The following is a 26,344-nucleotide window of genomic DNA, read 5'->3' as shown; positions in this document are numbered from 1 at the left end:
CGATCGAGACGAACGCCGCTCGCCTGGCCCCTTGAGGCGCGCGGCGTTCAATACGTTCAGCCCTCGCCGCGCCCCTCGTGGGCGTAGTCGCCGTCCAGGTCGTCGCGGGGCTCGTCGAGCGGCTCGCCGCCGCCCTGCCGGCGGGCCTCCCGCCGGATCTCCCGCTCCTGCTGGCGCCGCTCCAGCTTCCGTCGGCGGTCCGCCGCCTCGTCCAGCTCCTCGGCCAGCCGGGCCAGCTCGGAGCGGAGGAAGTCCCGGGTGGCCACCTCGCCCAGCGCGATGCGCAGCGCGGCGATCTCCCGGGCCAGGTACTCGGTGTCCGCCTTCTGCATGGTGGCCCGCCGCCGGTCCTCCTCCAGCGCGATCCGGTCCCGGTCGGCCTGCCGGTTCTGGGCGAGCAGGATCAGCGGGGCCGCGTACGACGCCTGGAGCGAGAGCACCAGGGTGAGGAAGGTGAACGTGTACGGGTCGAAGCGCAGGTTCGCCGGGGCGAGCGTGTTCCAGCCGAACCAGGCGGCGATCACCAGCGTCATGTAGACGATGAAGTTCGCCGTACCCATGCCCCGGGCGATCCCCTCCGACCAGCGGCCGAAGGTTTCCGCGTCGATCCGGGGCAGCCGGAGGCCCCGGGGCGCGCGCGGCTGGTCGAGCCGCTCGGCCCGTCGCTGGTCAGCCATCGGTGCCCTCCAGCGGCTCCTGGTCGGCGCCGGCCGCGGTCAGCGGTGCGTCCCGGTCCCGCCAGTCCGGCGGCAGCGAGTGGTCCAGCACGTCGTCCACGGTCACCGCGCCGACCAGCCGCATGCTGCGGTCCACCACCGGCATGGCGACCAGGTCGTAGGTGGCCATCCGCCGGGTGATCTCGGGCAGCGGGGTGGTCGGCCGGAGCGGGTCGATGTCGTTGACCACCACCCCGCCGAGCAGGTCGGCCGGTGGCTCGCGGAGCAGCCGCTGGAAGTGCACCATGCCCAGGTAGCGCCCGGTCGGGGTGGTCAGCGGGGCGCGGGTCACGAACACCTGCGCGGCCACCGCCGGGGAGAGCTGCGGCTCGCGGATGCGCGCCAGGGCCTCGGCGACCGTGGCGTCGGGCGGCAGGATCACCGGCTCCGAGGTCATCACGCTGCCGGCGGTGCCGGACGCGTACCGCAGCAGCTGACGGACCGGGGTGGCCTCGTCCGGCTCCATCAGGTCGAGCAGCACGTCCTGCTCCGGCGGGGGCAGCTCGTTGAGCAGGTCGGCCGCGTCGTCCGGGTCCATCTCCTCCAGCACGTCCGCGGCGCGTTCCCGGTCCAGGGCGGCGAGGATCTCCACCTGGTCGCGCTCGGGCAACTCGCCGAGCACGTCGGCGAGGCGTTCGTCGTCCAGCGCCGCGGCCACCTCGTTGCGCCGGGCGTCGGGCAGGTCCTGCAACGCGTTGGCCAGGTCGGCCGGGCGCATGTCCTCCAGCACGGCGAGCAGGTTGGCCGTGCCGCGGGCGTCGCCGAGGCCGCCCAGGCCGCGTACCCGGTCCCATTCGACCTGGTGCAGGTGGCCGCGGCGGGTGAGCCGGCCGGTCTGCTCGCGGACCGCGACCCGGGTCAGCGACCACTCGCCGCTGCGGCTGCACTCCATCGCCACGTCGACCACCGAGCCGGCCTGGCCGGTCTCCAGCTGGACCCGTCGGTCCAGCAGCTCCTGGAGCACCAGCACCTCGTTGGGGCGCTTCTCGAACCGGCGCAGATTGAGGGTGCCGCTGCCCAGCACCACCGCGTCCGCCTCGATCGAGGTGATCCGGTTGAGGGAGAGGAAGATGCGCCGCCGCATCGGCATCTCGGCGACCAACCCCACCACCTCGGGCGGGCGCTGGGTCGGCCGCATCCGGGCGACCGCGTCCCGGACCCGGCCCACCTGGTCGCCGTTCGGGTCGAAGACGGCGACTCCGGCGAGTCGAGCGATGTAGACCCGGTTCGGCGTGCTCACGGGCACCAGCCTAAGGGCCTAGTGTTTATCAACATGTCGACCTTGGCCTACGAGATCGTGGACGTCTTCACCGATCGCCCCTTCGCCGGTAACCCGCTGGCCGTGGTGTTCGGCGCGGAAGGGCTGGCCACCGAGCAGATGCAGGCGCTGGCAGTCGAGTTCAACCTGTCGGAGACGGTGTTCGTGCTGCCGCCCACCCAGGTCGGCGCGACGTACCGGGCGCGGATCTTCACCCCGGCCGCTGAGCTGCCCTTCGCCGGGCACCCCAGCGTCGGCGCCGCGGTGACCGCGAGCCGCCGGGGCATGTTCGAGGTGGGCCGGGTCGCCCAGGAGTGCGGCGCCGGGGTGCTGCCGATCGAGGTCACCACCACCGGGGCCACCCTCACCGGCGGCACCCCCACCCTCGGTCCCGAACTGGACCCGGAGCCGCTGCTGGAGATGGCGGGACTCACCGCCGCCGACCTCGCCGGCCCGGCGCCCCGGGTGGCCGGCTGCGGGCTGGAGTTCCCGTACCTTCCGGTGCGTCCGGACGCGGTGGCCCGCGCCCGGGTGAACGCGGCGGCGGCGGAGCGGTACGGGGTGGAGCACGTCAGCGTCTTCTCCTGGGACGCCGCCACGCAAACCGCGCACGCCCGGGTCTTCGTGCCCGGGCTCGGCGTGCCGGAGGACCCGGCGACCGGCTCGGCCGCGCTCGGCCTGGGTGTCTGGCTGGTCGCCAGCGGGCTGCTGCCCGGCGAGGGCCGCTCCGAGTACGCGATCCGCCAGGGCGTCGAGATCCACCGGCCCTCCGCGCTGGCCTGCACGGTGACCGCCGCCGCCGGGGTGGCCGTCGGCGCCACGGTCACCGGTCAGGTGATGCCGGTGGCCCGCGGCGAGATCGCCGTCCCGCCGTTCGTCGGCTGAGGGGTCGGCGCAACCCCGGACCTGGTGCCGGGGTCCCCGCCGGGCCGCGGTACGGGAGAATGGCGGCGTGAGCGACGAGGTGGACGAGCGGATCACCACGCCCCTGGTGGACGAGGCGGTGAAGAAGGCGGCCGTGGCCTGGGTGAGCGTCGACGGCGGCCCGGCGTACGGGCTGTGGTGCCTGCCGCTCGACGGCGCGCTCCTGGTGGTCACCGGCCCCGGGGAGCAGTCCGCGCCCGGCCTGGCCGACGCGGCGGCGGCCGAGGTGATCCTGCGCGGCGACCACGGCGGCCGGATCGTCTCCTGGCCGGCCCGGGTGACCCGGTTGCGGCCGGGCACCGAGGAGTGGGAGGCCGCCGCGCCGCTGGTCGCGGCGAAGCGGCTCAACGCCTCCGGTCCGGCCGCCGACCTGGTGACCCGCTGGGCCGAGCGGGGCTGCGCGCTCAACCGGCTGTCCCCGGCGGGCCCGCCGGTGGCCGGCGCCGACCTGCCGGCCGACGCGCAGGCCGAGCCGCCCCGGCCGACCCCGGTGGTGCGGGCCACCCGGAAGCCGTTCCGGCTGCACAAGGTCCGTCGCCGCTGAGCCGTCCACGGTCCGTCGTCGCTGAGCCGTCCACGGTCCGTCGTCGCTGAGGCGTCCGCGCCGCCGGCGGGAACCTGGCGTCCCGAGGGGCCGGTGACCGCACCGGGTCCCGTCCTCACCCCCGGCCGGCGGGAAGGGGATCGAGCAGGTCGAGCACCTGGGCCAGCGAGGTCAGCACCGGGCCGTCCCAGCCCCGGTCCACGTTGAACGCCATGTGCTCGGCCAGGTCCGGGGCGGCGAGCCGGACCGCCGTCATGCCGGCCCGGTCCGCGCCGGTCAGTTCCTGGCTGCCGCCGTCGCCCACGTACAGGCAGTCGGCCGGGGTGAGGTGGAGCCGGCGGCACGCGGCCAGGTAGAGCGCCGGGTCCGGCTTGCAGCGCCCCACCTGCACCGAGAAGACCCGTACGTCGAGCAGCGGCGCGACCGCGAGCTGGGGCAGGAACGCCGGCAACTCGTGCGTGCAGTCGCTGATCAGCCCGGTGCGGACGCCCCGCTGGCGCAGTGCGGCCAGCACCGGCACCGCCTCGTCCCGCAGCCGGGTGTCGGCGCGTACCGCCCGGTGGCGGGAGGCGACGGCGGCCCGGACCGCCCGGTCGGAGGGACGCACCCCGGCCTGGTCGCAGACCCAGCGCAGGGTCGCCTCGGCGTTGCCGAGCCCGCCGCTGGCGCGCTGGTAGTAGGTGCGGTCGAGCACCTCGGCCAGCGTGTCGGCCGGGCAGCCGAGCAGGTCGGCGGTGTCCTGGTGGGCGGCGCCGCGCCGCACGCATCGGGTCAGCGTGCCGAAGAAGTCGAACAGCACCGCCTGATACCTGGGCATGGGAAGGTGCCTCCGGGCGCCGAGGGGGAGACCGCCGGGACGCGCATGATCGTAACGGAACGCTGACGGTCCGTGCTCTTCGGCGTCGTGTGAAGATTCCTCCGTGTCCTCCGCCGCGCCCCGCCCGCCGCTCGACCCGCTGACTCTGGGTGCGCTCGGGCTGGCCGTCGCCGCCGTCTCCTCGTCCGCGCCGCTGGTCGCCTTCGCCGCCGCCCCGGCCCTCGCCATCGCCTTCTGGCGCAACCTGCTCTCGCTGGCCGTGCTCGGCCCGTTCTCGCTGGCCCGCCGGCGGGTGGAGTTCCGCGCGCTGACCGTCGGGGCGGGCCGGCGGGAGGGGTGGTACTGCGTGCTGTCCGGCGTGGCGTTGGCCGCGCACTTCGCCACCTGGATGCCGAGCGCGCAGCTCACCTCGGTGGCCGCGGCCACCGCGCTGGGCGCCACCCAGCCGGTGTGGCAGGGGCTGATCGCCCGCTGGCAGGGCCGGCGGCTGCCGGTGGCGGTGTGGGCCGGTATCGGGATCGCCGTGGCCGGCGCGGCGCTGGCCACCGGCGCGGACGTCGACGTCTCCGGCCGGGCCTTCGCCGGCGACCTGCTCGCGGTCGCCGGCGGCATGTTCGCGGCCGTCTACACCGCGCTCGGCGAGCGGGCCCGGGCCACCATCAGCACCGCCACCTACACCACCATCTGCTACGGGGTGTGCGCGGCGATCCTGCTGGTGATCTGCCTGCTCGGCGGGGTGCGCCTGCACGGCTACCCGCCGACCACCTGGCTGGCGGTCCTCGGCCTGGTCGCCGGCGCCCAACTGCTCGGCCATTCGATGTTCAACTACGCCCTGCACCGGGTGTCGGCCACCACGGTCAGCGTGCTGATCCTGCTGGAGGCGCCCGGCGCGGCCCTGCTCGCCTGGGTCTGGCTCGGCCAACTGCCCCGCGTGCTCGCCCTGCCCGGGCTGGCCCTGCTGCTGGCCGGCGTCGCGGTCGTCGTCGTCGGCGGGGCCCGCTCCGGCCGCCGGACCGAGCCGGTCCCGGTGCCCGCCGACGCGGCCCCGATCGCCGACTGAGCCGGCGGGGTCCCCCATTCCGCCCGAGTGTGCCGATTCGGCTTCCCGGCCGGCGGCTTTGGCTGAGAGTGCAGGGGGTGGGAGCGCGAGGCGAGCGGCGCGACGACGAGGTCGAGCAGGGGACCGTCGTCACGCCCTCGGCCGAGTTCCCGCCGCTCGACCCGGCGGAGCGGGCGGCGCTGGGCCGGATCGGGGAGCGGTGGCGCCCTCCGCACGCCGACGGCGCGCTGCCCGTCGACCCGACCCTCGGTCGCAGCGGGCGGCGGCCCGCGCCGAGCCGGTTCGGCCGGCTGGCGCCCTTCGACCTGTTCACCGTGGCGCAGCCGGACGAACTGGTCGCCACCGAGCCGGCCAGCGTGCCCGCGTCCCGCTGGGGGCGGGCGCGGACCCGGCTGCGCCGGATCGTCCTCGGACCCCCGCTGTCCAGCGCCGCCGTGCTCTACGAGCGGATGCGCAAGCTGATCGCCCTGCCCGTGCTCTCCTCCGATCTGCTCAGCTCGGTGGCGTACGGGCCGGAGGCGATGCTGGCCGTGCTGGTGCTGGCCGGCACCGCCGCCCTCGGGCTCGCCCTGCCGCTGGCCGCCGGCCTGGTGGTGCTCATGGTGGCGGTCGGCGCGTCGTACCGGCAGACCATCCAGGCGTACCCGCACGGCGCCGGCTCGTACGTGGTGGCCGGGGACAACCTCGGCGCGCTCGCCGGCCTCGCGGCGGCGGCCGGGCTGATGGTCGACTACGTGCTCACCGTCGCGGTGTCGGTGGCGGCGGGCGTGCACGCGGTCACCTCGGCGCTGCCCGGGTTGGTCCCGGCCACGGTGCCGCTCGGCCTGCTGGTGATCGCCGCGCTGTTCGCCGGGAACCTGCGCGGGGTGCGCAGCGCCGGCAACCTCTTCGTGCTGCCCACGTACGCCTTCCTGGTCGCGGTCCTCGCGGTGCTGCTGGTCGGCTACGCGCGGGCCGCGGGCCGGGGTTTCGCGCCGGTGCCGCCGCCGGCGGTGCCGGCCACCGAAGGGCTGGGTCTGCTGCTCGTGCTGCGCGCGTTCTCCTCCGGCGCGGTGTCGATGACCGGCATCGAGGCGGTGTCGAACGCGGTGCCGGCGTTCCGGCCGACGGAGTGGCGCAACGCCCGGACCACGCTCGGCTGGATGGTGGCGCTGCTGGTGCTGCTCTTCGCCGGGCTGACCCTGCTGATCCGGCTGGACGGCCTGGTCCCGGTGCCCGGCGAGGCGCTGCTCTCCCAACTCGGTCGGGTCACCTTCCCGACCGGCCCCTGGTACGCGCTGCTCCAGGTGGCGACCACGCTGATCCTGCTGCTGGCGGCGAACACCGCGTTCAACGGGTTTCCCCGGTTGCTCTTCTTCATGGCCCGGGCCGGCCACGCGCCGCGCCGGTTCCTGCACATGGGGGACCGGCTCGCGTTCGGCAACGGGATGGCGGCGCTGGCGGTCACCGCGGCGCTGGTCTTCACCGTGTTCGGCGGGCACACCCAGGCGCTGATCCCGCTCTACGCGGTCGGGGTCTTCCTCGCCTTCACCCTGTCGCAGACCGGGATGGTGGTGCACTGGCGACGTCGTCGCGGACCGGGCTGGCGGCGCAAGCTGCTGTTCAACGCGGTCGGCGCGACCCTGTCCGGGCTGGTGCTGCTGACCGCCGCCGGGTCGAAGTTCACCGAGGGCGCCTGGGTGGTGGTGCTCGCGGTGCCGCTGCTGGTGCTGCTCTTCCGGCGGATCCACCGGCACTACGCTACGCTGCACCGGGCCCTGGCGTTGCATCCGCCCGCGCCGCCCGGACCCGCCGGACCCGCCGGGTCCGCCGAGGGCGAGGAACTGCCCCAGGAGGTACGCCACCTGGTGGTCGTCCCGGTGGCCCGGCTGAACCGGGCCTCGCTGCGCGCCCTGGCGTACGCCGCGTCGCTGGGCCAACCGACGCTGGCCGTGCACCTCGCGCCGGAGGACGCCGAGGCGGACCGGTTCCGCGAGCAGTGGCGGGCCTGGGGCGACCACCTGCGGCTGGAGACCATCGTGTCGCCGTACCGGGCGGTGATCGGGCCGCTCGCGCACTACCTGGAGGCGCTGCACACCAGCCGGCCGGAGCTGACCCTGACGGTGATCGTGCCGGAGGTGGTCCTGCGCCGGCCCTGGCACCGCCCGCTGCACAGCCGCGCCGAGCAGCGGCTGCGGGCCGCGCTGCGGGCGCTGCCCGGCGTGGTGGTCACCAGCGTCCCGGTGCACATCGCGGAGTGACCCTCACAGGTACGCCGCGAAATGCTCGGTCACCAGCGCGGCGATCGCCTCGGCGTCCCGGCTGCCGTCCACCTCGACCACCCGTACGCCCAGCTCCCGGGCCCGGGCCACGGCGTCGGCGGCGACCAGCTCGTCGCGGGCGACGCGGTTGCGCAGCGCCCGCTCGGGGTCGCTCACCCCGGGGTGCCGGGCGCTCGCCCGGGGCAGCCGGGCCAGCTGGTACGCCCGGAACTCGGCGCTCGGCACCAGCACCACCATCTGCCGGGTCGACTCGACGACCGGGGCGACCAGTTCCGGCCGCAGCCCCCAGCCCTCGGCGACCACCCGGCGGGCGCTGACCAGCGCGTTCAGGTCGTCGAGCACCCACTCGAAACGGCGGGGGAAGCCGGCCAGCGTCTCGGCCGCCATCCGCCGCGGGTCGGTGTCGACCCAGACCGTCTCCGGGTCGGGGCCGCCGGGTGGTGCGCCGCGCCGGATCCGGTCGGCGATCCGCCGGTCGTCGTGGCCCCGGGCGTCGTGCCGGTCGTAGAGGTACGCGGTCAGGCCGTGCCGCAGGGCCAGGGTGACGGCGAGGGTGGTCTTGCCGGCCCACTGGGCCCCGCCGATCCAGAGTGCCCGTCGGGCGGTGGCCAGGGGATCGAAGTCCATGCCTCGACCCTGGACGTCCGACCGTCCAAGATCAAGTCTTGTTCTTTCCCGCGCCGGGTGATGAAGTGAGGGGGAGCGGGCGGGTCAGACGTCCCGGACCTCCAGCACCTCGGTGCGGGGGGCGGCGTCGCCCAGCGCGGCCCGCAGCGCGGCGCGCTCGGGGTCGACCAGGAACGCGTCGTAGCCGGCCCGCGCCGCGAACCGGATCACGTGCACCTCGGTCCCCCCGTCCCCGGTCCGCAGCCGCCGCTCCAGCCGCCCGCCGTGCCGCCCGAGCAGGGCCAGCACGGCGTCCTCGTAGCGCCGGCCGGCGTCGGCCTCGGCGCCCAGGTCGACCAGCGCGACCACCCGCAGCACCCCGGCCGGCTCCGTGACCAGCGACTTCCAGAACTGGTGGTCGACGTGGCCGCCGGGGATGCCGTCCCGGATCCCGGTGTCGGAGTAGCCGTGCCGCCGGTAGAAGTCCGGGGCTTGGAACGAGAACGACGCCACCGAGATCTCGGTGCAGCCGCGCCGCCGGGCCTCCTCCTCGGCGGCCCGCAGCAGCCGCCCGCCCCAGCCGGCGCGCCGCTGGTCGTCGCGTACCCAGACGGTGTTGATCCCGGCGCGCCCGCCCCAGGTCCAGCCGGTCAGCCCGGCCACCAGCGTGCCGTCGGCGTCCACCACCCGCACCGAGAGGCCGGCCTCGTCGTCGGCGCCGGTGGCGGCGTTGTTGAACGCGGTCAGCTCCCGCTCGATCCGGGCGGTCAGCTCCGGATCGTCGCCACCGACGTGCAGGGTCGTTCCCTCGTGCTCGGTCATCGGCGCAGTATCCCAGCGGACCGCGGCGCGGTGGCAACCGGAAAACGGCTCAGGCGGGCACGCCGACGGCCCGCGCGCTGGCCGTCCAGAGCCGGGCGGCCAGCGCCGGGTCGCTCGCCTTGGCGCGCGGCCGGTGCGCCTTCCGGTCGGCGTAGTAACCGCCGGTGACCAGCCGGGACGGGTCCTGGTTGGCCAGCCAGACCAGGGTTTCCGCGCCCTTATCCGGGCTGCGGAACGGCAGCAGCCGCATGCCCAGGGCGACCACCCGGCTCTCGTTGCCGAACCGGGTCCGCACCACGCCGGGGTGGAACGCGTACGCCGGCACCTCCGGCCAGCGCCGGGCCGCCTCGGCGGTGAACAGGATGTTCGCCTGCTTGCTGGTGCCGTACGCCTGGAACGGCCGGTACCGGCGCAGCGCCGCGTTCAGGTCGTCGGGGTCGAGGATGCCGCTGCGATGCGCGTCGGAGGCGGTCACCACCAGCCGCCCGATCCGGTCCCGCAGCAGCGTGCTGAGCAGGAACGGGGCGAGGTGGTTGGCCTGCATGCTCAGCTCGAAGCCGTCGACCGTGGTGATCGGCTGGAGCACGATCGCGCCGGCGTTGTTGGCCAGCACGTCGATCCGGTCGTACCCGGCGCGCAACTGCTCGGCGAGCCGGCGTACGTCGTCGAGCACGGCGAAGTCGGCGCGGAACAGTTCGGGGCGCTCCCCGCTGGCCTCGCGTACCCGGTCGCCGGCGATCTGGAGCCGGGCCGGGTCCCGCCCGACCAGCACCACGTGGTCGCCGCGGCGGGCCAGGTCGACCGCGGCGGCCAGCCCGATGCCCGAACTGGCGCCGGTCACCACCACGATCCGACGCTCAGTGAGATCTTCCACAGGTCCATTCACCCCGGTCACGGGACGAGGTTACCGTGGCGTCACAACGGCCCTTTGGGATCGTTAAGTTCTCGTCTTTCACCTGGAGGCGTCGGCCTGCCCGCCGGACGCTGGAAGGAGCGCATCCATGGCCGCTGTCGGTCGCCCCCGCCGGTCCTGCCTCGCGGTACCCGGTTCCAGCGTCAAGATGCTGGGCAAGGCCCAGGGCCTCCCCGCGGACCAGGTCTTCCTGGACCTGGAGGACGCGGTCGCCCCGCTGGCGAAGCCGGACGCCCGCAAGAACATCGTCGCCGCGCTGAACGAGGGCGACTGGTCCGGCAAGGCCCGGGTGGTACGGGTGAACGACCTGACCACGCCCTGGACCTACCGGGACGTGATCGAGGTGGTGGAGGGCGCCGGCGCCAACCTGGACTGCATCATGCTGCCGAAGGTGCAGAACGCCGAGCAGGTGCACTGGCTGGACCTGCTGCTCACCCAGATCGAGAAGACCCTCGGGCTCGAGGTGGGCCGGATCGGCATCGAGGCGCAGATCGAGAACGCGGCCGGCCTGGTCAACGTGGACGCCATCGCGGCCGCCTCGCCCCGGGTCGAGACCATCATCTTCGGGCCCGCCGACTTCATGGCGTCGATCAACATGAAGTCGCTGGTGGTGGGCGGGCTGATCGCGGACTACCCGGGCGACCCCTACCACTACATCCTGATGCGCATCCTGATGGCCGCGCGGATGCACGACAAGCAGGCCATCGACGGCCCGTTCCTGCAGATCCGCGACGTCGACGGGTTCCGCGAGGTGGCCAGGCGTTCGGCGGCGTTGGGCTTCGACGGCAAGTGGGTGCTGCACCCGGGCCAGATCGACGCGGCCAACGAGGTCTACTCGCCGGCGCAGGCCGACTACGACCACGCCGAGTTGATCCTCGACGCCTACGACTACTACACCTCGGAGGCGGGCGGGAAGCTCGGCGCCGTGATGCTCGGCGACGAGATGATCGACGAGGCGTCCCGCAAGATGGCGTTGGTGATCGCGGCCAAGGGCCGGGCGGCCGGGATGAGCCGTACCTCGTCGTTCACCCCGCCCGCGGAGTGAGCGCGGCCGGGCCGCCCCGGTTGGCCGGGGCGGCCCCGGCCGGTCAGGAGCCGCTGGAGTTGTCGTTGTTGATGGCGATCACGATCGCCACGACGTAGACGGCGATCAGCACCACCATCAGGCCGGTGAGGATCCAGCCGATGATGACGCCGGCCTTCGCCATCCCCTCGCCCTGCTCGCCCCGCTCCCGGATCTGCTTCAGCGCCACGTGCCCGAGGATCGCGCCGATCGGGGCGGTGATGCACGAGGTGAAGCCGAGCAGCGCCAGCGCCAGCGCCGCGATGGCCAGACCGTTGGTCTTGGTCGCCGGCGGCGGGTACGCCGGGTAGCCGGCGGGCGGGTAGCCGCCCGCCGCGTACGGGTCGCCGGCCGCCGGGTAACCCGGGGGCGGGTAACCGGGCGGGGCGTAGCCCGGCGCGGCGTACGGGTCGGCCGGTGCATAGGGGTCCGCCGGGTGCGGCTGGTTCGGGATCGGGCTGCCGGCCAACGGCAGCGTCGGGTCGGCGGGTGGGGCCGACTGCGGGCCCGGCGCCGAGGGGTCCTGCCAGCCACCGGAGGGTGGGGGATAGCTCATCGGTCATCTCCGTTAGGTCTTCGGGTGCCGTCAGGGTAGCCAGCGGGAGGCAAGACAGCGGACCGGCTTTCCGGGTGCCGCGTTGCCCGGAACGTCCCCAGCGGGCAGGATCGCGGCATGGCACTTGACGCGCGCGGCGGTCGGTCGCGACGGGACGTGAGCCGACCCGGCCTGGTACGACGCTCTCGCGGTGGGCCGGCCGCCGGTTCAGCCGACCAGGACCAGCCGGCGCCGCTGGCCGAGCCGGTCACCATGCGGCTGGACGGCCGGGTCGCGCTGGTCACCGGGGCCGGCAGCGCCGACGGCATCGGGTACGCCACCGCGCGCCGCCTCGCCGACCTGGGCGCCCGGGTGGCGATCGTCTCCACCACCCGGCGGATCCACGACCGCGCCGGCGAGCTGGGGGTGACCGGCTTCGTCGCCGACCTCACCGACGAGTCCGAAGTGGGCGCGCTCGCCGACGCGGTGGCCGAGCAGCTCGGCGACGTCGAGGTGCTGGTCAACAACGCGGGCCTGGCCAGCCGGGCCAGCCCGGAGGTGCTGCGCCCGGTCGCCCAGCTCAGCTACGACGAGTGGCGCGGCGAGATCGACCGGAACCTCACCACGGCGTTCCTGTGCAGCCGGGCCTTCATCGGCGGGATGGCCGAGCGGGGCTGGGGGCGGATCGTGAATCTCTCCGCCACCGCCGGCCCGGTCAACGCGCTGCCCACCGAGGCCGCGTACGCGGCGGCGAAGGCGGGCGTGGTCGGGCTGACCCGGGCACTGGCGATGGAGATGATCGCCGACGGGGTCACGGTGAACGCGGTCGCGCCCGGCACCATCTACACCGCGGCGTCGACGGCCGCCGAGATCAAGCAGGGGCTGGGCACGCCGGTCGGCCGGCCGGGCACGCCGGACGAGGTGGCGGCCGCGATCGCCTTCCTCTGCTCACCGGCGGCCTCGTACATCACCGGGCAGATGCTGGTGGTGGACGGCGGCAACAGCGTGCGCGAGGCGCAGTTCCGCTGAGCGTCAGCGGTAGCCGCCGTTGTCGGAGTTCGCCCAGATCGAGAGGCCGATCCAGCCGCAGCAGAAGAGCAGGCCGAGGGCGGTGAAGACGTAGCTGAGCACCAGCCCCCAGGTGGCGAGCTGGTTGCCCTCCTCGCCGGTCTGCCGGATCTGCCGCTTGGCCAGGTGGCCGAGGACGATCCCGACGGGGGCGAAGACGAAGGCGAAGACCAGCGACAGGATGGCGAGCACGTTCGGCCCGCCGCCGGGTCGCGGTCCCGGGCCGGGCGGCCCGTACTGCCCGTACGGGGGCTGCGGGGCGTACGGGGGTTGCTGCCCCCAGGGTGGCTGCTCCGGGTGCCCGTAGGGCTGGCCGTAGGCCGGTGGCTCGTGCGGCTGTCCGTAGGCCGGTGGCTCGTGCGGCTGTCCGTAGGTCGGCGGCTCGTACGGCGACGGCGGCTGCTCCGGCTCACCGGGTGGTTGACTCACGCCTCCTTGCCCCTTCCGTCGCAGGCCAACGGCCTTCTCTCTTGCGGACGCTACCCGCAGCGGTGAACCTTTTCACAGCGGTTGTGTGGACTGGTCACCTTGGCCTCGCCCGGCCTGGGGCCGATACTGACCGAGCGTTCAGTTACCCACGAGTAATGCGCCGATCCCCCGGAGGCTGAGATGGCCCGACTCGCCCAGACGCCCGGCCTGACCGACGTGCAGCGGTCGATCCTGGAAACCGTCCGGGAGTTCGCCGACAAGGAGATCATTCCGCACGCCCAGCGGCTGGAGCACGCCGACGAGTACCCCACCGACATCCTCGACGGGATGCGGGAGATGGGGCTGTTCGGCCTGACCATCGACGAGGAGTACGGCGGCCTGGGCGAGTCCCTGCTGACGTACGCCCTGGTGGTCGAGGAGCTGTCCCGGGGTTGGATGTCGATCTCCGGCATCGTCAACACCCACTTCATCGTGGCGTACCTGATCTCCCAGCACGGCTCGGCGGACCAGAAGGCCCGGCTGCTGCCCCGGATGGCCACCGGCGAGGTGCGCGGCGCCTTCTCCATGTCCGAGCCCGAGTGCGGCTCGGACGTGTCGGCGATCAAGTCGAAGGCCGTCCGCAACGGCGACAACTACGTGCTCAACGGCCAGAAGATGTGGCTGACCAACGGCGCCTACTCGTCCGTGGTGGCCACCCTGGTCAAGACCGACACCGGCGCCGACTCGGTCTACGGCAACATGAGCACCTTCCTGCTGGAGAAGGAGCCCGGCTTCGGCGAGACCGCGCCCGGCCTGACCATCCCCGGCAAGATCGACAAGATGGGCTACAAGGGCGTCGAGACCACCGAGATGGTGCTCGACGGGGTCACCGTCCCCGCCTCCGCCGTGCTCGGCGGCGAGGAGAAGGTCGGCCGCGGCTTCTACCAGATGATGGACGGCATCGAGGTCGGCCGGGTCAACGTGGCCGCCCGCGCCTGCGGCATCTCCATCCGCGCCTTCGAGCTGGCCGTCGCGTACGCCCAGCAGCGCCGCACCTTCGGCCAGCCGCTTGCCAAGCACCAGGCCGTCGCGTTCAAGCTCGCCGAGATGGGTACGAAGATCGAGGCGGCGCACGCCCTCATGGTCAACGCCGCCCGGCTCAAGGACGCCGGCCAGCGCAACGACGTCGAGGCCGGCATGGCCAAGCTGCTCGCCTCGGAATACTGCGCCGAGGTGGTCCAGGAGGCGTTCCGCATCCACGGCGGCTACGGCTACTCCAAGGAGTACGAGATCGAGCGGCTGATGCGGGAGGCCCCGTTCCTGCTCATCGGCGAGGGCACCTCGGAGATCCAGAAGACCATCATCTCCCGCGGCCTGCTCAAGGAGTACAAGCTCTGAGGGGTGAGCGGGGCCCCTGCCGGCAGGCGGCCCCGCTCAACGCCGGTTCGCCCCGGGCGTGTCGGCGGGTACGTGCCGGCGGGCCCGGGCGACCAGTGCCCTCGGGTCGTCGGCGTAGATCCGGATCTCCCGCACCGGCCGGCTCGGCCCGCTGGGCAGGCGCACCGACAGCGGCTCGCGCAGCACCACGTCCACGGCGGTCTGGCTGCCGGCGCCGAGGTTGAGCACGGCCGGGTCGTCCGGGTCGTACTGGACGGCCCGGCTGGACGGCAGGGACCGGTAGCGAGCGTCCACCCGGGCGACGGCGCGCCACGGGATCAGGACGTCGAGCGAGACGCCGTTGCGGATCCGCAGGGCGGTGTCGTCGAGGACGTGCGGGTGGATCCGGAGGCTGGCGAGCAGCCCGACCATCCACAGCACGCCCCAGACGCCGAGCGCGATGGCGACGTGCCGGAGCGCCGGCCAGCCGAGCGTGTGCCGCAGGATCAGATCGAGGACCGGGATCTCGATCGTCGACAGGGCGATGAAGACGCCGAGGATCGGCTGGACCACGCCCACGTACCCGAAGGTCTGTGCGCCGGGCGCGACCCGGTAGGGGCGCCGCAGGATCCACCGGGCCAGGCTGCGCCACAGGCCCCACTCGTACGCGACGGCGCGTCGAACCAGTCTGGCCGCGCCGGCCCAGCCGTCCCTCCGCATGTTCCCGCCCCCCTCTCTCTTTGCAATGCAGTCGCAATGTAAACGCTTGCGAACTGACGTGTCAATGCAGTCGCATTGTGAAAGCATGGGAGCCATGCCGAAGCGGGTCGACCATCGGGAGCGCCGGGCGCTGATCGCGGACGCGCTCATGCGGGTCGCCGCCGACCAGGGTCTGGAGGCGGTCAGCCTCCGCCACGTGGCCGCCGCGGCGGGGGTCAGCCCGGGCATGGTGCAGCACTACTTCCGGACCCGCGACGAGATGATGACCTTCGCGCTCTCGGTGATCCGGGAGCGCAACGAGGCACGGGTGACTCGGGCCGTCGCCGCGCTCGGCGGCACGCCACGCCCCCGGGAGCTGCTGCGCACCATGCTGGCCGAGTTGCTCCCCCTCGACGAGGAGCGGCGGGCCGACGGCCGGGTCGCGCTGGCGTTCCTCGCCTACACCGCCGTGCGCCCGGCCGTCGCCGCCGCGCTGCACGACGAGACGGCCGCCCTGCTGGCTTTCCTCGCCGCCCAGATCCGCGCCGGCAGCACCCACCCGCGGGTCGACCCGGACCACGCCGCCGTCGGTTTGCTGGCGGTGCTGGAAGGGCTCGGCATCTATCTGCTCGGCGGGCACTACCCGGCGGAGACCGCCCTGGCCGCCCTCGACGCCCAACTCGATCTGATCTTCGGTCCGGAGACGCCGGCAGCCTGAGCCGGCCGATCTCGACGGGTCGGCGGATCACGCCCACCCCGTCGTACCGTACGGCGTGCCTCTTCCGCCCCGCCGCGCGGCGCTGCGACCCGTCCTGCTGCTCCTCGCCCCGCTCCTGCTGGTCCAGCCCCTGTGGCGGCTGCTGCCCGTCGCGGAGACCGACCCGCCGCGGCTCGTCAACGGCGTGCTGGTGCGGCCGCCGGCGGGCTGGCCGGAGGCGCTGGTCGTCGCCGTGCTCTGGAGCTGGGCGGTGACCGCGGGAGTGGCGGCACTGGCCGGCCTGGACCACCCGCTACGCCGGGCCCGACGGGCTCTCCCGACGGTCTGCCTCGCCCTCGCTGCCGCCGTCGTGGCGGTGGCCGCCGGGATGTCGCTCGTCGCCCTGGCTCTCCCCGGGGACCTGCTCCTGGTGGGCGCGGTGGCCGCGCTGGTCGCAGTACCGGTGGTCCTGCTCCTGGTCCGGCTGGCGCTCGTACCCGCGATCGCGGTGCTGACCGGACTCCATGGAACGGCAGCCATCCGCGCGGCCGCCTCGACGGTGGGCCGTCACGTGGTGCACGCCGCCCTGTTGCTGCTGCTCGGGGTGGCGCTGCCGGCCCAGCTCTTCGGCTGGCTGTTCCGCCGACCGGAGGAGCTGGTCACCGGCCACCTCGGCGGGGCCGTGGTCTGGGTGCTGCGGGACGTCGTGCTGGTCGCCGTCGCGGTCACCCAGGCCTGGACCATGTTGGCCGCCTACCGTCGGTTCGCTGTCGACGTGCCCGGCCTGACGGCGGCACCCCCGGACCGGACGCCCGCGGAGTCGCCGGCGGCACCCCCGGACCCGGTGCCCGCGGCGTCGCCGGCGCGCTGGCATCGGGCGGCCGCCCGGATCATCATGCCGCTCGGCGTCGCCGCGCTGCTGCTGCCCGGGGCCGCGGCCGGCGTGCTGGCCGAGGGTGGCGCGCTGGCCGACGTCAACGTGCTGCCCTGGTCGGCCTCCGGCCGGCTCGTCGCACTCGGCTGGCCGGCGGGCCGCCCGCCGGTGCTGGTCAGCCAGTCCACCATTCACGACTGTCTCGATGACCGGTGCGGCCGGTCCCACCCGACCGAGCTGGCGCGACTCGCCCTGGAGCCGTCCGGCACGGCCGTCGCCGAGGACGGCACCGTGTGGGTGCTCAGCCAGCACCAGCTGGAGCGGTGCGACCCGGCGCGGGCGTGCCAGCGGTCGGACGGCATCGTGGAGGCGCTGCGGGACAGCCGCTGGGAGAGCCTCGTCCCGGCGCCCGGCGGCGGCGTCCTGGTCGCCGCGGCGACCCCCGTACCGCAGCCGCGCGCCGACCAACGGGCCGGCGGAGCCACGGTCCAGCCCGGACTCGCCGTCGACGCGCCCGCCACCGAACAGCCGATGATCGAGCTGGGCTTGCTGCGCTGCGCGGACGCCCGGTGCGAGCGGCCGACCTCCGTCGTACTCGGCCGGGTGCCCAATCCCGGGGGCGACCTGGGCAGCGGCGAGCTGAAGGTCCGGGTCGGCGGGGACGGCCAGCCGGTGCTCGCCTTCCGCCCCGCAGGTCAGGCCGGCACGTGGGTCGCCTGGTGCGCCACCGTCCAATGCGACTCCGGACACGTCGTCCCGCACGGGCTATCGGCCCCGGAACGACCCGCCGGGATGCCCACCGCCGAGGCACTGGCCCTGCTGCATTTCGGTGACATCTTCCACTGCCTGCGCCCGGGCGGCTGCGGTAGCAGCGAGCCGGTGCCCACCACGGCCCGGCCCGGCGGCGGCGTCTACGGGCTGGCCGCCGGCTGGCCCGCCGCCGAGGGCATCCGAATCCAGTTCGGCGCGCCGGCGCCCACGCCGCCGCGGCTGTATCTGTGGAGCTGCCCCGACGCGTTCTGCCGGCGGCCGGCGCGGCGCATCCCGCTGGTCCCGCTCCCGTACGAGCCGACCGTCCGGGTGGGCCGGCTACCCGGAGAACCCTGGCTGATCGCGGCCGCCCCGGACGGTCGGGTCGTGGCCGCGTCGGCGCAGCCGGAGCAGGTCGTGACCGTGGTGCTGTGAGCCGGTGAGTCGCGGCAGTAGGACCGCCGGTGGCCCGCCCAGCGCCACCGCCCCGCCGGGCCACCGCGAGCGCGCCGCCGGCCGGCCGGAGCACGTCGACCGGTACGGGACGGTCCCGCTCCGGCCCGGCGGACGCCGGCCGAGGCCGGCCTGCCGCTCAGTCGGCGGGCTCGGCCGGGGTGATCGGCAGCCCGACCGCCAGCGCCTGGGGCCGCGACCGGACCTCGTCGATCGCGGCGAGCAGCCGCTCGTCCGAGGCCGCCAGGCCCCGGCCGCCGACCACCGGTGGCGGTATCTGCCGCACGGCCAGGCGCAGCCGCACCCCGCCGCCGTCCTGCAGGCCGGCCCCGGCGATGTCCGGCCAGGCGTACCGGTGCCAGCCGTCGCGCAACCCGCTCGCGGTCAGCGCCACCCGGTCCGGGAACCGCACCTCCTGGTAGACGCAGACCCCCAGCCCCAGAGCCACCACGCCGAGCAGGACCGGCCGGGCGGCCGCCCAGGACCCACCGTCCGGCAGGAGCGAGACCACGCCGACCGCCAGGGTCGTCACCATGGCCACCGTCGCGATCAGCTCCACCCAGCCGGCGGTCGACCGGCGGGCGACGAGGCCCGGTTCCACGCCCTGCCGGCCGAACACCCGGGCGCGCCAGACGAGCCGGCCGGTCCGCCGGGGCCGCCACCGCTGCTGCCCCAGGTGCGCCCCCGCCGCCACCCACGCCAGGCCCCGGACATCATCCAGTTGGGACGCGGTCAGCGGGAGCAGGACCCGGGCGGCCACCACGGCGACCGCGCCGCCGACCACGAGGGACAGCAACCGCCGGGGCCAGAGACCGTCGCGACCGGGCCGCGCCGCCGCCAGCGGCTCGGAGGAGAACACGCCCGCAGGGTACGCGGAGCCGGCCAGAACCGGTCCGGACAGCGCGGCGCGGTCGAGCGGCCGTACCGCCGACGGCGGTGGCTCAGCCCAGCCGGGTCAGGCCGCCGGCGGCCCGCTCGATGATCAGGCAGCGGTCCTCGACGTAGTCGATGCCCGCCTCCTCGGCGATCCGCCGCGCCTCGGCGGAGAAGATCCCGAGCTGCAGCCACACCGCCGGCGCGCCGATCGCCACCGCCTGGCGGACCACCTCGACCGCGTCGGCGGCCGGCCGGAACACGTCGACCAGGTCGACCGGGTGCGGGATGTCGGCCAGCGTCGGGTACGCCCTCTCGCCGAAGAGCTCGTCCACGGTGGGGTTGACCGGGATGATCCGCCAGCCGTGGCGCTGCATCTCCAGCGGTACCCGGTGCGCGGCCTTGCCCGGGTCGCGGGACGCGCCCACGACGGCGATCACGGCGGAGTCGGCGAGGATCTGCTGAGCGGAACGCATCCGCCGAGCCTAACTCCGCCAGCGTCCCAAGTCCTGCGGGTCAGACCTGGCCGGCGAGCGGCACCCCGGCGAGTTCCCGCCGGAGCCGGTCGTACTCCTGTGTGGTGCCGATCGCGGCCCGGTGTTCGGGGTGGGCGACGTAGTACTGGATGGCGGCGGCCAGGAAGTCCGGCGCGACGGTCAGGTCCCGCACCGCCACGAAGGCGCCGCGACGGGGCCAGCCGAGGCTGCGGCGGACCAACTCCGGGCGGGCGATCGGCAGCCGCAGGAACCTCCCGGCCGCGCCCGGCCCGGTGGGCGCGCCCGCGCCGATCGCCTCCCACGGCACCACGGTCATCGGTCGGGGCGCGCCGGAGGCCACGCCCTCGGGGGTCAGCGTCACGAACGGCACCAACCGCCACGACCCGATGGCGAGCCCGGCGGCGACCAGCAGGTACGAAGCCATGAAGAACACGTCCCAGCCCTCCACGGCGGAACCGGCGAGGGTGTAGATCCCGTAGTAGACGAGGTATCCGCCGATGGCCGGGCCGTAGAGGACGCCGCGCTGCGGGGGCGCGAAGAAAGCGCCGGCCGTCTCGTCGACCCGCAGCCCTTCCCGGCCGGGCTGGCGCACGCTCTCGCGGACGGCCACCCCGACGAAGAACAGGATGGGCAGCAAGGTCAGGGCCGCCACCGGCCCGCCGACGGACCGTAGCCCGATCGCCGCGAGTGCGAGGCCCACGCCCAGCGCCAACCCGACGAGGACGAGCTGACGGCGGCGGCGCAGCGCTGCGGTGATGATCTCTCGCACAGCCGGATCGTAGGCGGCGACCGCTACAACAGGGAGAGCTGTTCGGCCACCGGTGGCGGGGGCGGCTCGGGCGGCCGGCGGTTGTCGCCGGCCTCGCCCCGGTGCAGGCCGTGCCGGCGGGCCGCGATCCGCACCCGCGCGGTGAGCTCCCGCTGGTAGGCCTGCGGGGCGTACGAGCCGGCGCGGTAGAGCTGGCGGTAGCGGGGGACCAGCTGGGGGAACTCCCGGGCCAGCCAGTGTGCGTACCACTCGCGGGCGCCGGGGCGCAGGTGCAGGGCCAGCGGGGTGACGCTGGTGGCCCCCGCGGCGGCGATCGCCGCCACCGTGGCGTCGATCGACTCGTCGTCGTCGCTGAGGCCGGGCAGGATCGGCGCCATCAGCACCCCGACCTGGAAGCCGGCGTCGGTGAGCTGGCGTACCGCCTCCAGCCGGCGGCGCGGGCTCGGCGTGCCCGGCTCGACCGCCCGCCACAGCGCCTCGTCGACGAAGCCCACCGAGTACGACAGCCCGACCCGGGTGACCTCGCCGGCCCGGCGCAGCAGCGGCAGATCCCGCAGGAGCAGGGTGCCCTTGGTCAGGATGGAGAACGGGTTGGCGAAATCCCGCAGCGCCTCGAGGATCGCCGGCATGAGCCGGTAGCGCCCCTCGGCCCGCTGGTAGCAGTCCACGTTGGTGCCCATGGCGATGTGCGCGCCGCGCCAGCGCGGGGCGGCCAGCTCCCGGCGGACCAGCTCGCCCGCGTTGACCTTGACGATCACCCGGCGGTCGAAGTCCGCCCCGGCGTCGAGGTCGAGGTAGGTGTGGGTGTTGCGGGCGAAGCAGTTGTGGCTGACCACCCCGTTGGCGATGAAGTCGCCGGTGCCGGTGGTGATGTCCCACAGCGGCAGCTCCAGGCCGAGATCCTCAATGCCGGCAACGCGCAGCTCCGCCTGGCACTTCAGGGCCGCGCCCGCGATGGACCGCTTGCCGGTGATCGCCGGGTCGGTGAGGTGGAAGAACCGCAGCCGGGTGGGGAGGCCGCCGGTCAGCCGGACCTGGCGGACCCGCTTGGGATGGCCGGGATCCTCCAGGACCCAGCGGAAGCCGAACCGGTCGAGGGCGTCGGCGACCCGGTCGAGGGCCGCGTCGTCCCGCATGCCGATCCGGAAGACGCCGCGGTGGCAGCTGCCCTCCGCGTCGAAGACCCCGGCCAGGAGCCCCAGCCGCCAGTCGTCCGTCGGCGCCTCCGGCCAGCCCACCAGCTCGGCGATCGCCTCGACGTCCCGCTGCCGGGCGGTGCGAATGGCGGTGCCGGCCCGGCGTGCCGTGGTCACCGGGACGAATCGGGCCCGGTGCGCGTCGATCCCGGCGTCGGCGAGGAACCGCGTCGCCCGGCCGAGCGCCTCGTCGTCGGTAACGGCCAGCCGGAACGGGCGGTCGGGGCTACCGTCGCCGCGGACCGTGCCGCGGAGCCAACCCCGCCGGTAGTCGGCGGAGTCCTTGGGCGCGGGCGCGAAGCGGCCGGTGCCGATCAGGCGGTTGCTGGTGGTCAGGTACGGCCGCTTGCCGGGCCCGCCCATCGCCCCGGTCACGTGCTTCCAGCCGCGCTCGGTGAGGAACCGGTGGTCGCCGCTCGCCACCAGCGTGGTGCCGTCGGCCAGGGTGACCCGGTGCGCCCGCTTCACCGTCGACCACGTGTCGAGGACCGTGGTGATCACGTAGCGCCGGTAGGCCCCCCGGCGTTCGGTGCCGTAGATCCGGTCACCGGGCACCAGCTCGCTGATCGGCCGCGTGCGCCCGTCGGCCATGAGGATCGCTGTGTCACCGGAGAGGCAGTAGACACAGGCATGGGAACAACCCCGGTAGGGGTTGATCGTCCACTCGAACGGGACGCGCGACTGGCCGGGCACCCGGTTGATGATCGACTTTGCCCGCACCTCGTAGAACGTCATGCCGGCGAAGCCGGGGGTGTCGAAGGTGCGGGCGATGGCGCCGGGGAGCGCCAGCGGCAGGGGTGGAGTCGCTGGCGCTGCCCCGTCGGGAGTCCCCTCGTCCGGGGGAGCGGAGAGGTTGTCCCAGCGCATGACCCTCATTCGAACATGCGTACGAAGATTGTGCAAGTGACGCGCCGGACACCGGCGGTCCGGGAGGGGGCGGGCGGGTGCAGGATGGGGGCATGGAGACGTCGACCTTCGTCTACGACGGCGACTGCGCGTTCTGCACCCGCTGCGCGGAGTTCATCGAGCGCCGAATCCCCACCGGCGCCCGGGTGCTGCCCTGGCAGTTCGCCGACCTGGCCGCGCTGGGCCTGACGGAGGCCGAGTGCGAGGAGGCGGTGCAGTGGGTGGGTGCCGACGGCTCCCGCGCCGCCGGCCCCGACGCCATCGCGAAACTGCTCGGCGGGAGCGCGCCGCTCTGGCGGGCCGCCGGCGCCGGCCTGCGCTTCCCGCCGGTCCGGGCGGTCGCCTGGCCGGCGTACCGGTGGGTGGCCCGCAACCGGCACCGGCTGCCCGGCGGCACGGCCGCCTGCGCGCTGCCGCAGGAGGCCCGGGAGCGCCTGTACGGCCCGACCGGCCGCCCGTCCGCCGGCGCCTGACCCGGCTCGGCCGCCGGTCCCCGGTTCGGCCGGCGGTTCCGCGCGGGCCGGTGCTTCGGCCGCCGGTGGCCGGTTCGGCCGGCGGTTCCGCGCGGGCCGACGGTTCGGCCGCCGGTGGCCGGTTCGGCCGGCGGTTCCGCGCGGGCCGGCGGTTCAGCCGCCGGTGGCCGGCTCGGGCCTCGGATCCGCGCCGGCCAGCGGTGCGGCCGACGCGGTCTCGCCGTCGGGGCCCCGGGCGGGGCCGCGCCGGCGGGTGAGCCGGCGCCGCGCCCAGAGCACCGGCCGGATCCGCTCCAGCGGCAGGAAGCTGGTCATCGCCACCAGGTGCGGCGCGAACGAGATGGTGATGGTCGCGATGGTGACCAGGTGGAACGAGTAGAAGAAGCCCACCGCGGCCAGCCGCCAGCGGGCCGGCAGCACGAACACCAGCGGGCTGAGCAGTTCGAAGGCCAGGATGCCGAACTGGGCGACGATCAGCAGGTGGGGCACCTGCGCGATCAGGTCGGCCAGGTCGGTGCCGCGCCGGATGATCGCGCGGGCCAGCACCGAGCCGGTGGCCCAGTCGAGGCCGCCGAAGCGGAACTTCGCCCAGGCGGCCAGGAAGTACGTGCAGATGACCGCGATCTGGGTGACCCGCAGTGCCCAGCCGCCGGCCTCCGTACGGGTGGGGTCGCCGTGCCGGGCCCGCCCGGCCGTGGGCAGGACGGCGAGCGCCACCAGGAGCCCGAACCGGTCGTGGTCGACCTTGCCGTAGCTCATCGCGACGATCATCCACTCGAAATAGAGCGCGAAGACCGCCCAGCCGAGCAGCCGGGGCGCCCGCCCGGTCGCGGCGAGCAGCGCGAGCACCAGCAACACCCAGAAGATCACGCCGACCAGGACCGGCGTGGGGGTGGGCAGCGGCAGCAGCCGGCCGATCAGCAGCGGCCGGTAGAGGTCCCCGGGCACGTCGACCCGGCTGCGCACCCAGGGCGTGAAGATCACCAGATCGGCGGCGACGAAGAGGTAGACCAGAGTGCGGAAGGCGGCCACCCGGCCGCGGGGGACCGCCTCGGTCAGCCAGCCGGTCACGGGACGGCCTGCCAGCGTACGGCGGTGCGGTCCGTCCAGCGGCCGGTCGGGCGGCCGCCCTGGATGTCGTACCAGCGGATCACGATGCGGACCTCGACCAGCCCGGGGGCGGCGGGGTGCCGCTCGGCGTACGCGTCGGCGACCCGGCGCAGCAGGGCGGGGTCGGCGGCGTACCGGGACTGCTGGCCCTCGATCTCGGCCCGGCGGATGCCGGTGGCGTCCTGGCCGAGCGCGACCACCGCGCCGGTGCCGTCGACGCCCTCGACCCGGGTGTCCGGCGCCGGTGCGTCCGGCGGGTCGGAGGTGGAGTACATCCGGAAGGGGCCGAACGGGAAATCGTCGTCGGCGCCGAGCAGGGTGCCGGCGAGGAGCAGGGCCAGCCCGAGCGCGGTGGCGCCGAGCCGGACCGCGCGCCCGCGGGTGGTCAAGGTCTCCATCGGCTCCGGACGATACGGGATCGACCTGGGCGCAAGGTGTCGGTCCCTCGTCCATTCCTCGCTGGCCGTGTCGCTGGTCCGGACCCTTCCTGGGCCCGGTATGACGACGGCCGGACCCTCCCGGGCCCGGGCACGACGACGGCCGGGCCCCCGTCGCGGGGGCCCGGCCGTTGGTCGGTCGGTCAGTGCTGGTGGCCGTGCTCGGCCAGCTGCTTGCGGACCTGCTCCATGTCGAGCTGCTCGACCTGCTCGATCAGGTTCTCCAGAGCGGACTCGGGCAGCGAGCCGGGCTGGGCGAACACGATGACGCCGTCCTTGATCGCCATCACGGTCGGGATGGAACTGATGTTGAACTTGACGGCCAGTTCCTGCTGCGCCTCGGTGTCCACCTTGCCGAACACGATGTCCGGGTGCTTCTCCGAGGAACGCTCGTAAACCGGGGCGAACCGCTTGCACGGACCGCACCAGTCGGCCCAGAAGTCGAGCAGGACGATGCCGTCCTGCGCGGTCACCTCGTCAAAGTTGGCGGTGGTCAGCTCAACGGTTGCCATGGCAACTCTCCGATCGGCGCGGATTGACTACGTCCGGTGGAACCAGGGTGGATGCCCTGGAATTCCCGTGAGCCAGGTGACGAAACGCTGCGGAGCGTAGCGGTGGCGCTCCGCATGCATCGAGAGGGCTCAGTTTTTCCCGGCCCTGCTGATCGCATGTGCATGTCGCACTTGCGTGACCCGTCGTGATGGGAGCGTTTCCAGGGAGATCACGTTCCGTGCCTGCTACGTATCGGTAACTTGGCGCTTGACGAGCGACGATTCGGTCATGGAGATCGCTTAGGGATTGATCCACAGTTACGCTTCGTATTGTTACGAAAAGATAAATGTGATGCCGGTCTCTGTTGGTGCAGTACCCGCGTACGGCAGAATCTTCTTCATCAGAGCGTGGGCGGCGGGTGCCGGGGAGGGCCCCGCCGCTCATTGCGTCTCCCCCCGGTTCGGTCCGGGTGTGACATTTCCGCGCCGCGCGCGCCCCCGCCACCGCCTTAACAAGCGGTAAGGCATGCTGTGCCGAACTCCATCGCCGCCCGTCGAAGGGGACAAGGATGCAGTTCGGCCGCTACTACGAGGAGTTCGAGGTCGGCGCGGTCTACCGGCACTGGCCGGGCAAGACGGTCACCGAGTACGACGACCACCTCTTCTGCCTGCTCACCATGAACCACCACCCGCTGCACATGGACGCCCACTACGCCGAGTCGGCGAGCCAGTTCAAGCGCAACGTGGTGGTCGGCAACTACATCTACTCCCTGCTGCTCGGCATGTCCGTACCCGACGTCAGCGGCAAGGCCATCGCCAACCTGGAGATCGAGTCGCTGCGGCACGTGGCCCCGACCTTCCACGGCGACACCATCTACGGCGAGACCACCGTGCTGGACAAGCGGGAGTCCGCCTCGAAGCCGGACCGCGGCGTGGTCGCCGTGGAGACCCGCGGCTACAACCAGGACGGCACTCTGGTCTGTGTCTTCCGCCGCAAGGTGATGGTCCCCAAGCGGGAGTACGCGGCCGCCGCGCTGCCCGCCGGCGTGGACCCGGAGCGGCCCAGCTTCCCGGAACCGCGCTGACCCGACGGTCCGGCCGGGCCCGCCGCGGCGTTCCGCGCCGGGAGCGGGCCCGGCCGCCGGCACGGGGCATATGCTGACGCCGGAGGTCCCGCGATGAGCGAGTGCAGCGCGCGAATCACCAGGTCCGGCGGGTCGGTGCCGCCCGGCGCCCCGGAGCGAGCCGGAGTGGCGGCATGAGATCCTCCGCCGCCGAGCCGCCCTCCGCCGGGCGCCGCGCCGCACCGTTGACCACCTCCGTCTACTCCGCGGCGGAGTGGGACCTGCTGACCGACCTGCCGGGCCGGGTCCTCGTGGCCGCCGCCTCGCCCGCCCCGGGACGGCCGCCGCGCGGGGTCGCCGCCGGCCTCGCCGGCCTGGACGCGGTCGCCGCCGGCCGAGCCTTCGACAGCGATCTGGTCCGGGCCGTGGTCGCCGCCATCTACGCCCGGCACGACGGCAGCGCCGCCCGGGACGAGCGCCTCACCGACCTGGTCGACCTCCTCGCCGCCTGCCGAGCGACGGTACGGGTGCTGCGGCGCCGCGCCGACCCGGCCGACTCGGCGGCGTACCGGCAGTGGGTGCAGTCCGTGGCGGCCCGGGTCTGCCGGACCGGGGACGACGGGTCGAGCCCGGCCGACCGCCGCTTCCTCGACCGGCTCGGCGGCGCGCTGGACCTGCCCTGA

At 74.3% G+C, this 26,344-nt stretch carries 28 protein-coding genes; 12 read left to right on the top strand and 16 right to left on the bottom strand.

The features are described 5' to 3' along the window. Positions 1–56: 56 nt before the first annotated feature. Positions 57–677 carry a DUF1003 domain-containing protein gene (locus ACIBPB_RS02630; protein ID WP_396837858.1) on the bottom strand — a complete coding sequence of 207 codons (621 nt, stop codon included), beginning with the start codon at positions 675–677 and terminating at the stop codon, positions 57–59. Then, positions 670–1,956 (bottom strand): magnesium transporter MgtE N-terminal domain-containing protein, encoded by a 1,287-nt coding sequence (locus ACIBPB_RS02625; RefSeq protein WP_396837857.1) that lies wholly within the window; start codon positions 1,954–1,956, stop codon positions 670–672. The genes ACIBPB_RS02630 and ACIBPB_RS02625 overlap by 8 nt, the downstream gene beginning before the upstream one ends. A gap of 33 nt (positions 1,957–1,989) precedes the next feature. Here ACIBPB_RS02625 and ACIBPB_RS02620 point away from each other — a divergent pair, with 33 nt between their 5' ends. Then, positions 1,990–2,859, top strand: coding sequence for a PhzF family phenazine biosynthesis protein (locus ACIBPB_RS02620; RefSeq protein WP_396837856.1), 870 nt, complete (start codon positions 1,990–1,992; stop codon positions 2,857–2,859). A gap of 67 nt (positions 2,860–2,926) precedes the next feature. Next, positions 2,927–3,442, top strand: a complete 516-nt coding sequence (locus ACIBPB_RS02615; protein WP_396837855.1) for a hypothetical protein — start codon at positions 2,927–2,929, stop codon at positions 3,440–3,442. Between the two features lie 115 nt (positions 3,443–3,557). On the opposite strand, the gene ACIBPB_RS02610 is transcribed toward ACIBPB_RS02615, so the two are convergent. Continuing rightward, positions 3,558–4,259 carry an HAD family hydrolase gene (locus ACIBPB_RS02610; RefSeq protein WP_396837854.1) on the bottom strand — a complete coding sequence of 234 codons (702 nt, stop codon included), beginning with the start codon at positions 4,257–4,259 and terminating at the stop codon, positions 3,558–3,560. 103 nt (positions 4,260–4,362) lie between these two features. Here ACIBPB_RS02610 and ACIBPB_RS02605 point away from each other — a divergent pair, with 103 nt between their 5' ends. Both ACIBPB_RS02605 and ACIBPB_RS02600 read left to right on the top strand, forming a co-directional pair. Beyond that, on the top strand, positions 4,363–5,319 hold the full coding sequence (locus tag ACIBPB_RS02605) for a DMT family transporter (RefSeq protein ID WP_396837853.1): 957 nt from the start codon (positions 4,363–4,365) through the stop codon (positions 5,317–5,319). Positions 5,320–5,396: 77 nt separating this feature from the next. Continuing rightward, entirely contained in the window at positions 5,397–7,559 is a 2,163-nt protein-coding gene (locus ACIBPB_RS02600) for an APC family permease (RefSeq protein WP_396837852.1), read from the top strand. Positions 7,560–7,562: 3 nt separating this feature from the next. Here the strand turns inward: ACIBPB_RS02600 and ACIBPB_RS02595 are convergent, their stop codons facing one another. From ACIBPB_RS02595 to ACIBPB_RS02585, 3 genes are all read right to left on the bottom strand, one after another. Continuing rightward, positions 7,563–8,207: a hypothetical protein gene (locus ACIBPB_RS02595; protein ID WP_396837851.1), complete on the bottom strand. Its 645-nt coding sequence runs from the start codon at positions 8,205–8,207 to the stop codon at positions 7,563–7,565. Positions 8,208–8,291: 84 nt separating this feature from the next. After that, a complete protein-coding gene (locus ACIBPB_RS02590) occupies positions 8,292–9,008 on the bottom strand; it encodes a GNAT family N-acetyltransferase (protein ID WP_396837850.1) in 717 nt (238 codons plus the stop codon). 49 nt (positions 9,009–9,057) lie between these two features. Further along, positions 9,058–9,882: an SDR family NAD(P)-dependent oxidoreductase gene (locus tag ACIBPB_RS02585; RefSeq protein ID WP_396837849.1), complete on the bottom strand. Its 825-nt coding sequence runs from the start codon at positions 9,880–9,882 to the stop codon at positions 9,058–9,060. A 127-nt stretch (positions 9,883–10,009) separates the two neighbouring features. Between ACIBPB_RS02585 and ACIBPB_RS02580 the strand changes: the two genes are divergently transcribed. After that, positions 10,010–10,966: a CoA ester lyase gene (locus tag ACIBPB_RS02580; protein WP_357319830.1), complete on the top strand. Its 957-nt coding sequence runs from the start codon at positions 10,010–10,012 to the stop codon at positions 10,964–10,966. Between the two features lie 43 nt (positions 10,967–11,009). Here ACIBPB_RS02580 and ACIBPB_RS02575 read toward each other — a convergent pair whose 3' ends face one another. Then, positions 11,010–11,540, bottom strand: coding sequence for a DUF4190 domain-containing protein (locus tag ACIBPB_RS02575; RefSeq protein WP_396837848.1), 531 nt, complete (start codon positions 11,538–11,540; stop codon positions 11,010–11,012). A 117-nt stretch (positions 11,541–11,657) separates the two neighbouring features. On the opposite strand from ACIBPB_RS02575, the gene ACIBPB_RS02570 reads away from it, so the two are divergent. Then, positions 11,658–12,548: an SDR family NAD(P)-dependent oxidoreductase gene (locus ACIBPB_RS02570; RefSeq protein ID WP_357319837.1), complete on the top strand. Its 891-nt coding sequence runs from the start codon at positions 11,658–11,660 to the stop codon at positions 12,546–12,548. Between the two features lie 3 nt (positions 12,549–12,551). Here ACIBPB_RS02570 and ACIBPB_RS02565 read toward each other — a convergent pair whose 3' ends face one another. Further along, the gene (locus ACIBPB_RS02565) at positions 12,552–13,016 is read right to left on the bottom strand and encodes a DUF4190 domain-containing protein (RefSeq protein WP_396837847.1); all 465 of its coding nucleotides are present in this window, start codon (positions 13,014–13,016) and stop codon (positions 12,552–12,554) included. Between the two features lie 180 nt (positions 13,017–13,196). Here ACIBPB_RS02565 and ACIBPB_RS02560 point away from each other — a divergent pair, with 180 nt between their 5' ends. After that, positions 13,197–14,393, top strand: a complete 1,197-nt coding sequence (locus ACIBPB_RS02560; RefSeq protein ID WP_396837846.1) for an acyl-CoA dehydrogenase family protein — start codon at positions 13,197–13,199, stop codon at positions 14,391–14,393. 36 nt (positions 14,394–14,429) lie between these two features. Here ACIBPB_RS02560 and ACIBPB_RS02555 read toward each other — a convergent pair whose 3' ends face one another. After that, positions 14,430–15,092 (bottom strand): hypothetical protein, encoded by a 663-nt coding sequence (locus ACIBPB_RS02555; RefSeq protein ID WP_396837845.1) that lies wholly within the window; start codon positions 15,090–15,092, stop codon positions 14,430–14,432. 94 nt (positions 15,093–15,186) lie between these two features. Between ACIBPB_RS02555 and ACIBPB_RS02550 the strand changes: the two genes are divergently transcribed. Both ACIBPB_RS02550 and ACIBPB_RS02545 read left to right on the top strand, forming a co-directional pair. Then, entirely contained in the window at positions 15,187–15,789 is a 603-nt protein-coding gene (locus tag ACIBPB_RS02550; protein WP_396838169.1) for a TetR/AcrR family transcriptional regulator, read from the top strand. Between the two features lie 55 nt (positions 15,790–15,844). After that, positions 15,845–17,827, top strand: coding sequence for a hypothetical protein (locus ACIBPB_RS02545; RefSeq protein WP_396837844.1), 1,983 nt, complete (start codon positions 15,845–15,847; stop codon positions 17,825–17,827). Between the two features lie 157 nt (positions 17,828–17,984). Here ACIBPB_RS02545 and ACIBPB_RS02540 read toward each other — a convergent pair whose 3' ends face one another. The 4 genes from ACIBPB_RS02540 to ACIBPB_RS02525 form a co-directional block, all read right to left on the bottom strand. Next, complete coding sequence (locus ACIBPB_RS02540) at positions 17,985–18,704, bottom strand: hypothetical protein (RefSeq protein WP_396837843.1); 720 nt, start codon at positions 18,702–18,704, stop codon at positions 17,985–17,987. Positions 18,705–18,786: 82 nt separating this feature from the next. Beyond that, positions 18,787–19,194: a CoA-binding protein gene (locus ACIBPB_RS02535; RefSeq protein WP_396837842.1), complete on the bottom strand. Its 408-nt coding sequence runs from the start codon at positions 19,192–19,194 to the stop codon at positions 18,787–18,789. A gap of 40 nt (positions 19,195–19,234) precedes the next feature. After that, the gene (locus ACIBPB_RS02530; protein WP_396837841.1) at positions 19,235–19,984 is read right to left on the bottom strand and encodes a hypothetical protein; all 750 of its coding nucleotides are present in this window, start codon (positions 19,982–19,984) and stop codon (positions 19,235–19,237) included. A gap of 23 nt (positions 19,985–20,007) precedes the next feature. After that, positions 20,008–22,047, bottom strand: a complete 2,040-nt coding sequence (locus tag ACIBPB_RS02525) for an intein-containing Rv2578c family radical SAM protein (RefSeq protein WP_396838168.1) — start codon at positions 22,045–22,047, stop codon at positions 20,008–20,010. 92 nt (positions 22,048–22,139) lie between these two features. On the opposite strand from ACIBPB_RS02525, the gene ACIBPB_RS02520 reads away from it, so the two are divergent. After that, positions 22,140–22,559: a DUF393 domain-containing protein gene (locus ACIBPB_RS02520; RefSeq protein WP_357319860.1), complete on the top strand. Its 420-nt coding sequence runs from the start codon at positions 22,140–22,142 to the stop codon at positions 22,557–22,559. A 153-nt stretch (positions 22,560–22,712) separates the two neighbouring features. Here the strand turns inward: ACIBPB_RS02520 and ACIBPB_RS02515 are convergent, their stop codons facing one another. The 3 genes from ACIBPB_RS02515 to trxA all read right to left on the bottom strand — a co-directional run bounded on the left by ACIBPB_RS02515 (position 22,713) and on the right by trxA (position 24,618). Continuing rightward, complete coding sequence (locus tag ACIBPB_RS02515; RefSeq protein ID WP_396837840.1) at positions 22,713–23,630, bottom strand: MFS transporter permease; 918 nt, start codon at positions 23,628–23,630, stop codon at positions 22,713–22,715. After that, positions 23,627–24,067 (bottom strand): hypothetical protein, encoded by a 441-nt coding sequence (locus tag ACIBPB_RS02510; RefSeq protein ID WP_396837839.1) that lies wholly within the window; start codon positions 24,065–24,067, stop codon positions 23,627–23,629. The genes ACIBPB_RS02515 and ACIBPB_RS02510 overlap by 4 nt, the downstream gene beginning before the upstream one ends. A 182-nt stretch (positions 24,068–24,249) precedes the next feature. Continuing rightward, the gene (gene trxA, locus ACIBPB_RS02505; RefSeq protein WP_046563145.1) at positions 24,250–24,618 is read right to left on the bottom strand and encodes a thioredoxin; all 369 of its coding nucleotides are present in this window, start codon (positions 24,616–24,618) and stop codon (positions 24,250–24,252) included. A gap of 548 nt (positions 24,619–25,166) precedes the next feature. On the opposite strand from trxA, the gene ACIBPB_RS02500 reads away from it, so the two are divergent. Together ACIBPB_RS02500 and ACIBPB_RS02495 are read left to right on the top strand one after the other, a co-directional pair. Then, entirely contained in the window at positions 25,167–25,682 is a 516-nt protein-coding gene (locus ACIBPB_RS02500; RefSeq protein ID WP_396837838.1) for a MaoC family dehydratase, read from the top strand. A gap of 173 nt (positions 25,683–25,855) precedes the next feature. Next, positions 25,856–26,344 (top strand): hypothetical protein, encoded by a 489-nt coding sequence (locus tag ACIBPB_RS02495; protein WP_357319873.1) that lies wholly within the window; start codon positions 25,856–25,858, stop codon positions 26,342–26,344.

Source organism: Micromonospora sp. NPDC049836, from assembly GCF_044465125.1.
Taxonomy (GTDB): Bacteria; Actinomycetota; Actinomycetes; order Mycobacteriales; family Micromonosporaceae; genus Micromonospora.
Note: the sequence above shows the minus strand (reverse complement) of the source record. Positions and strands in the feature narration are given on the sequence as shown.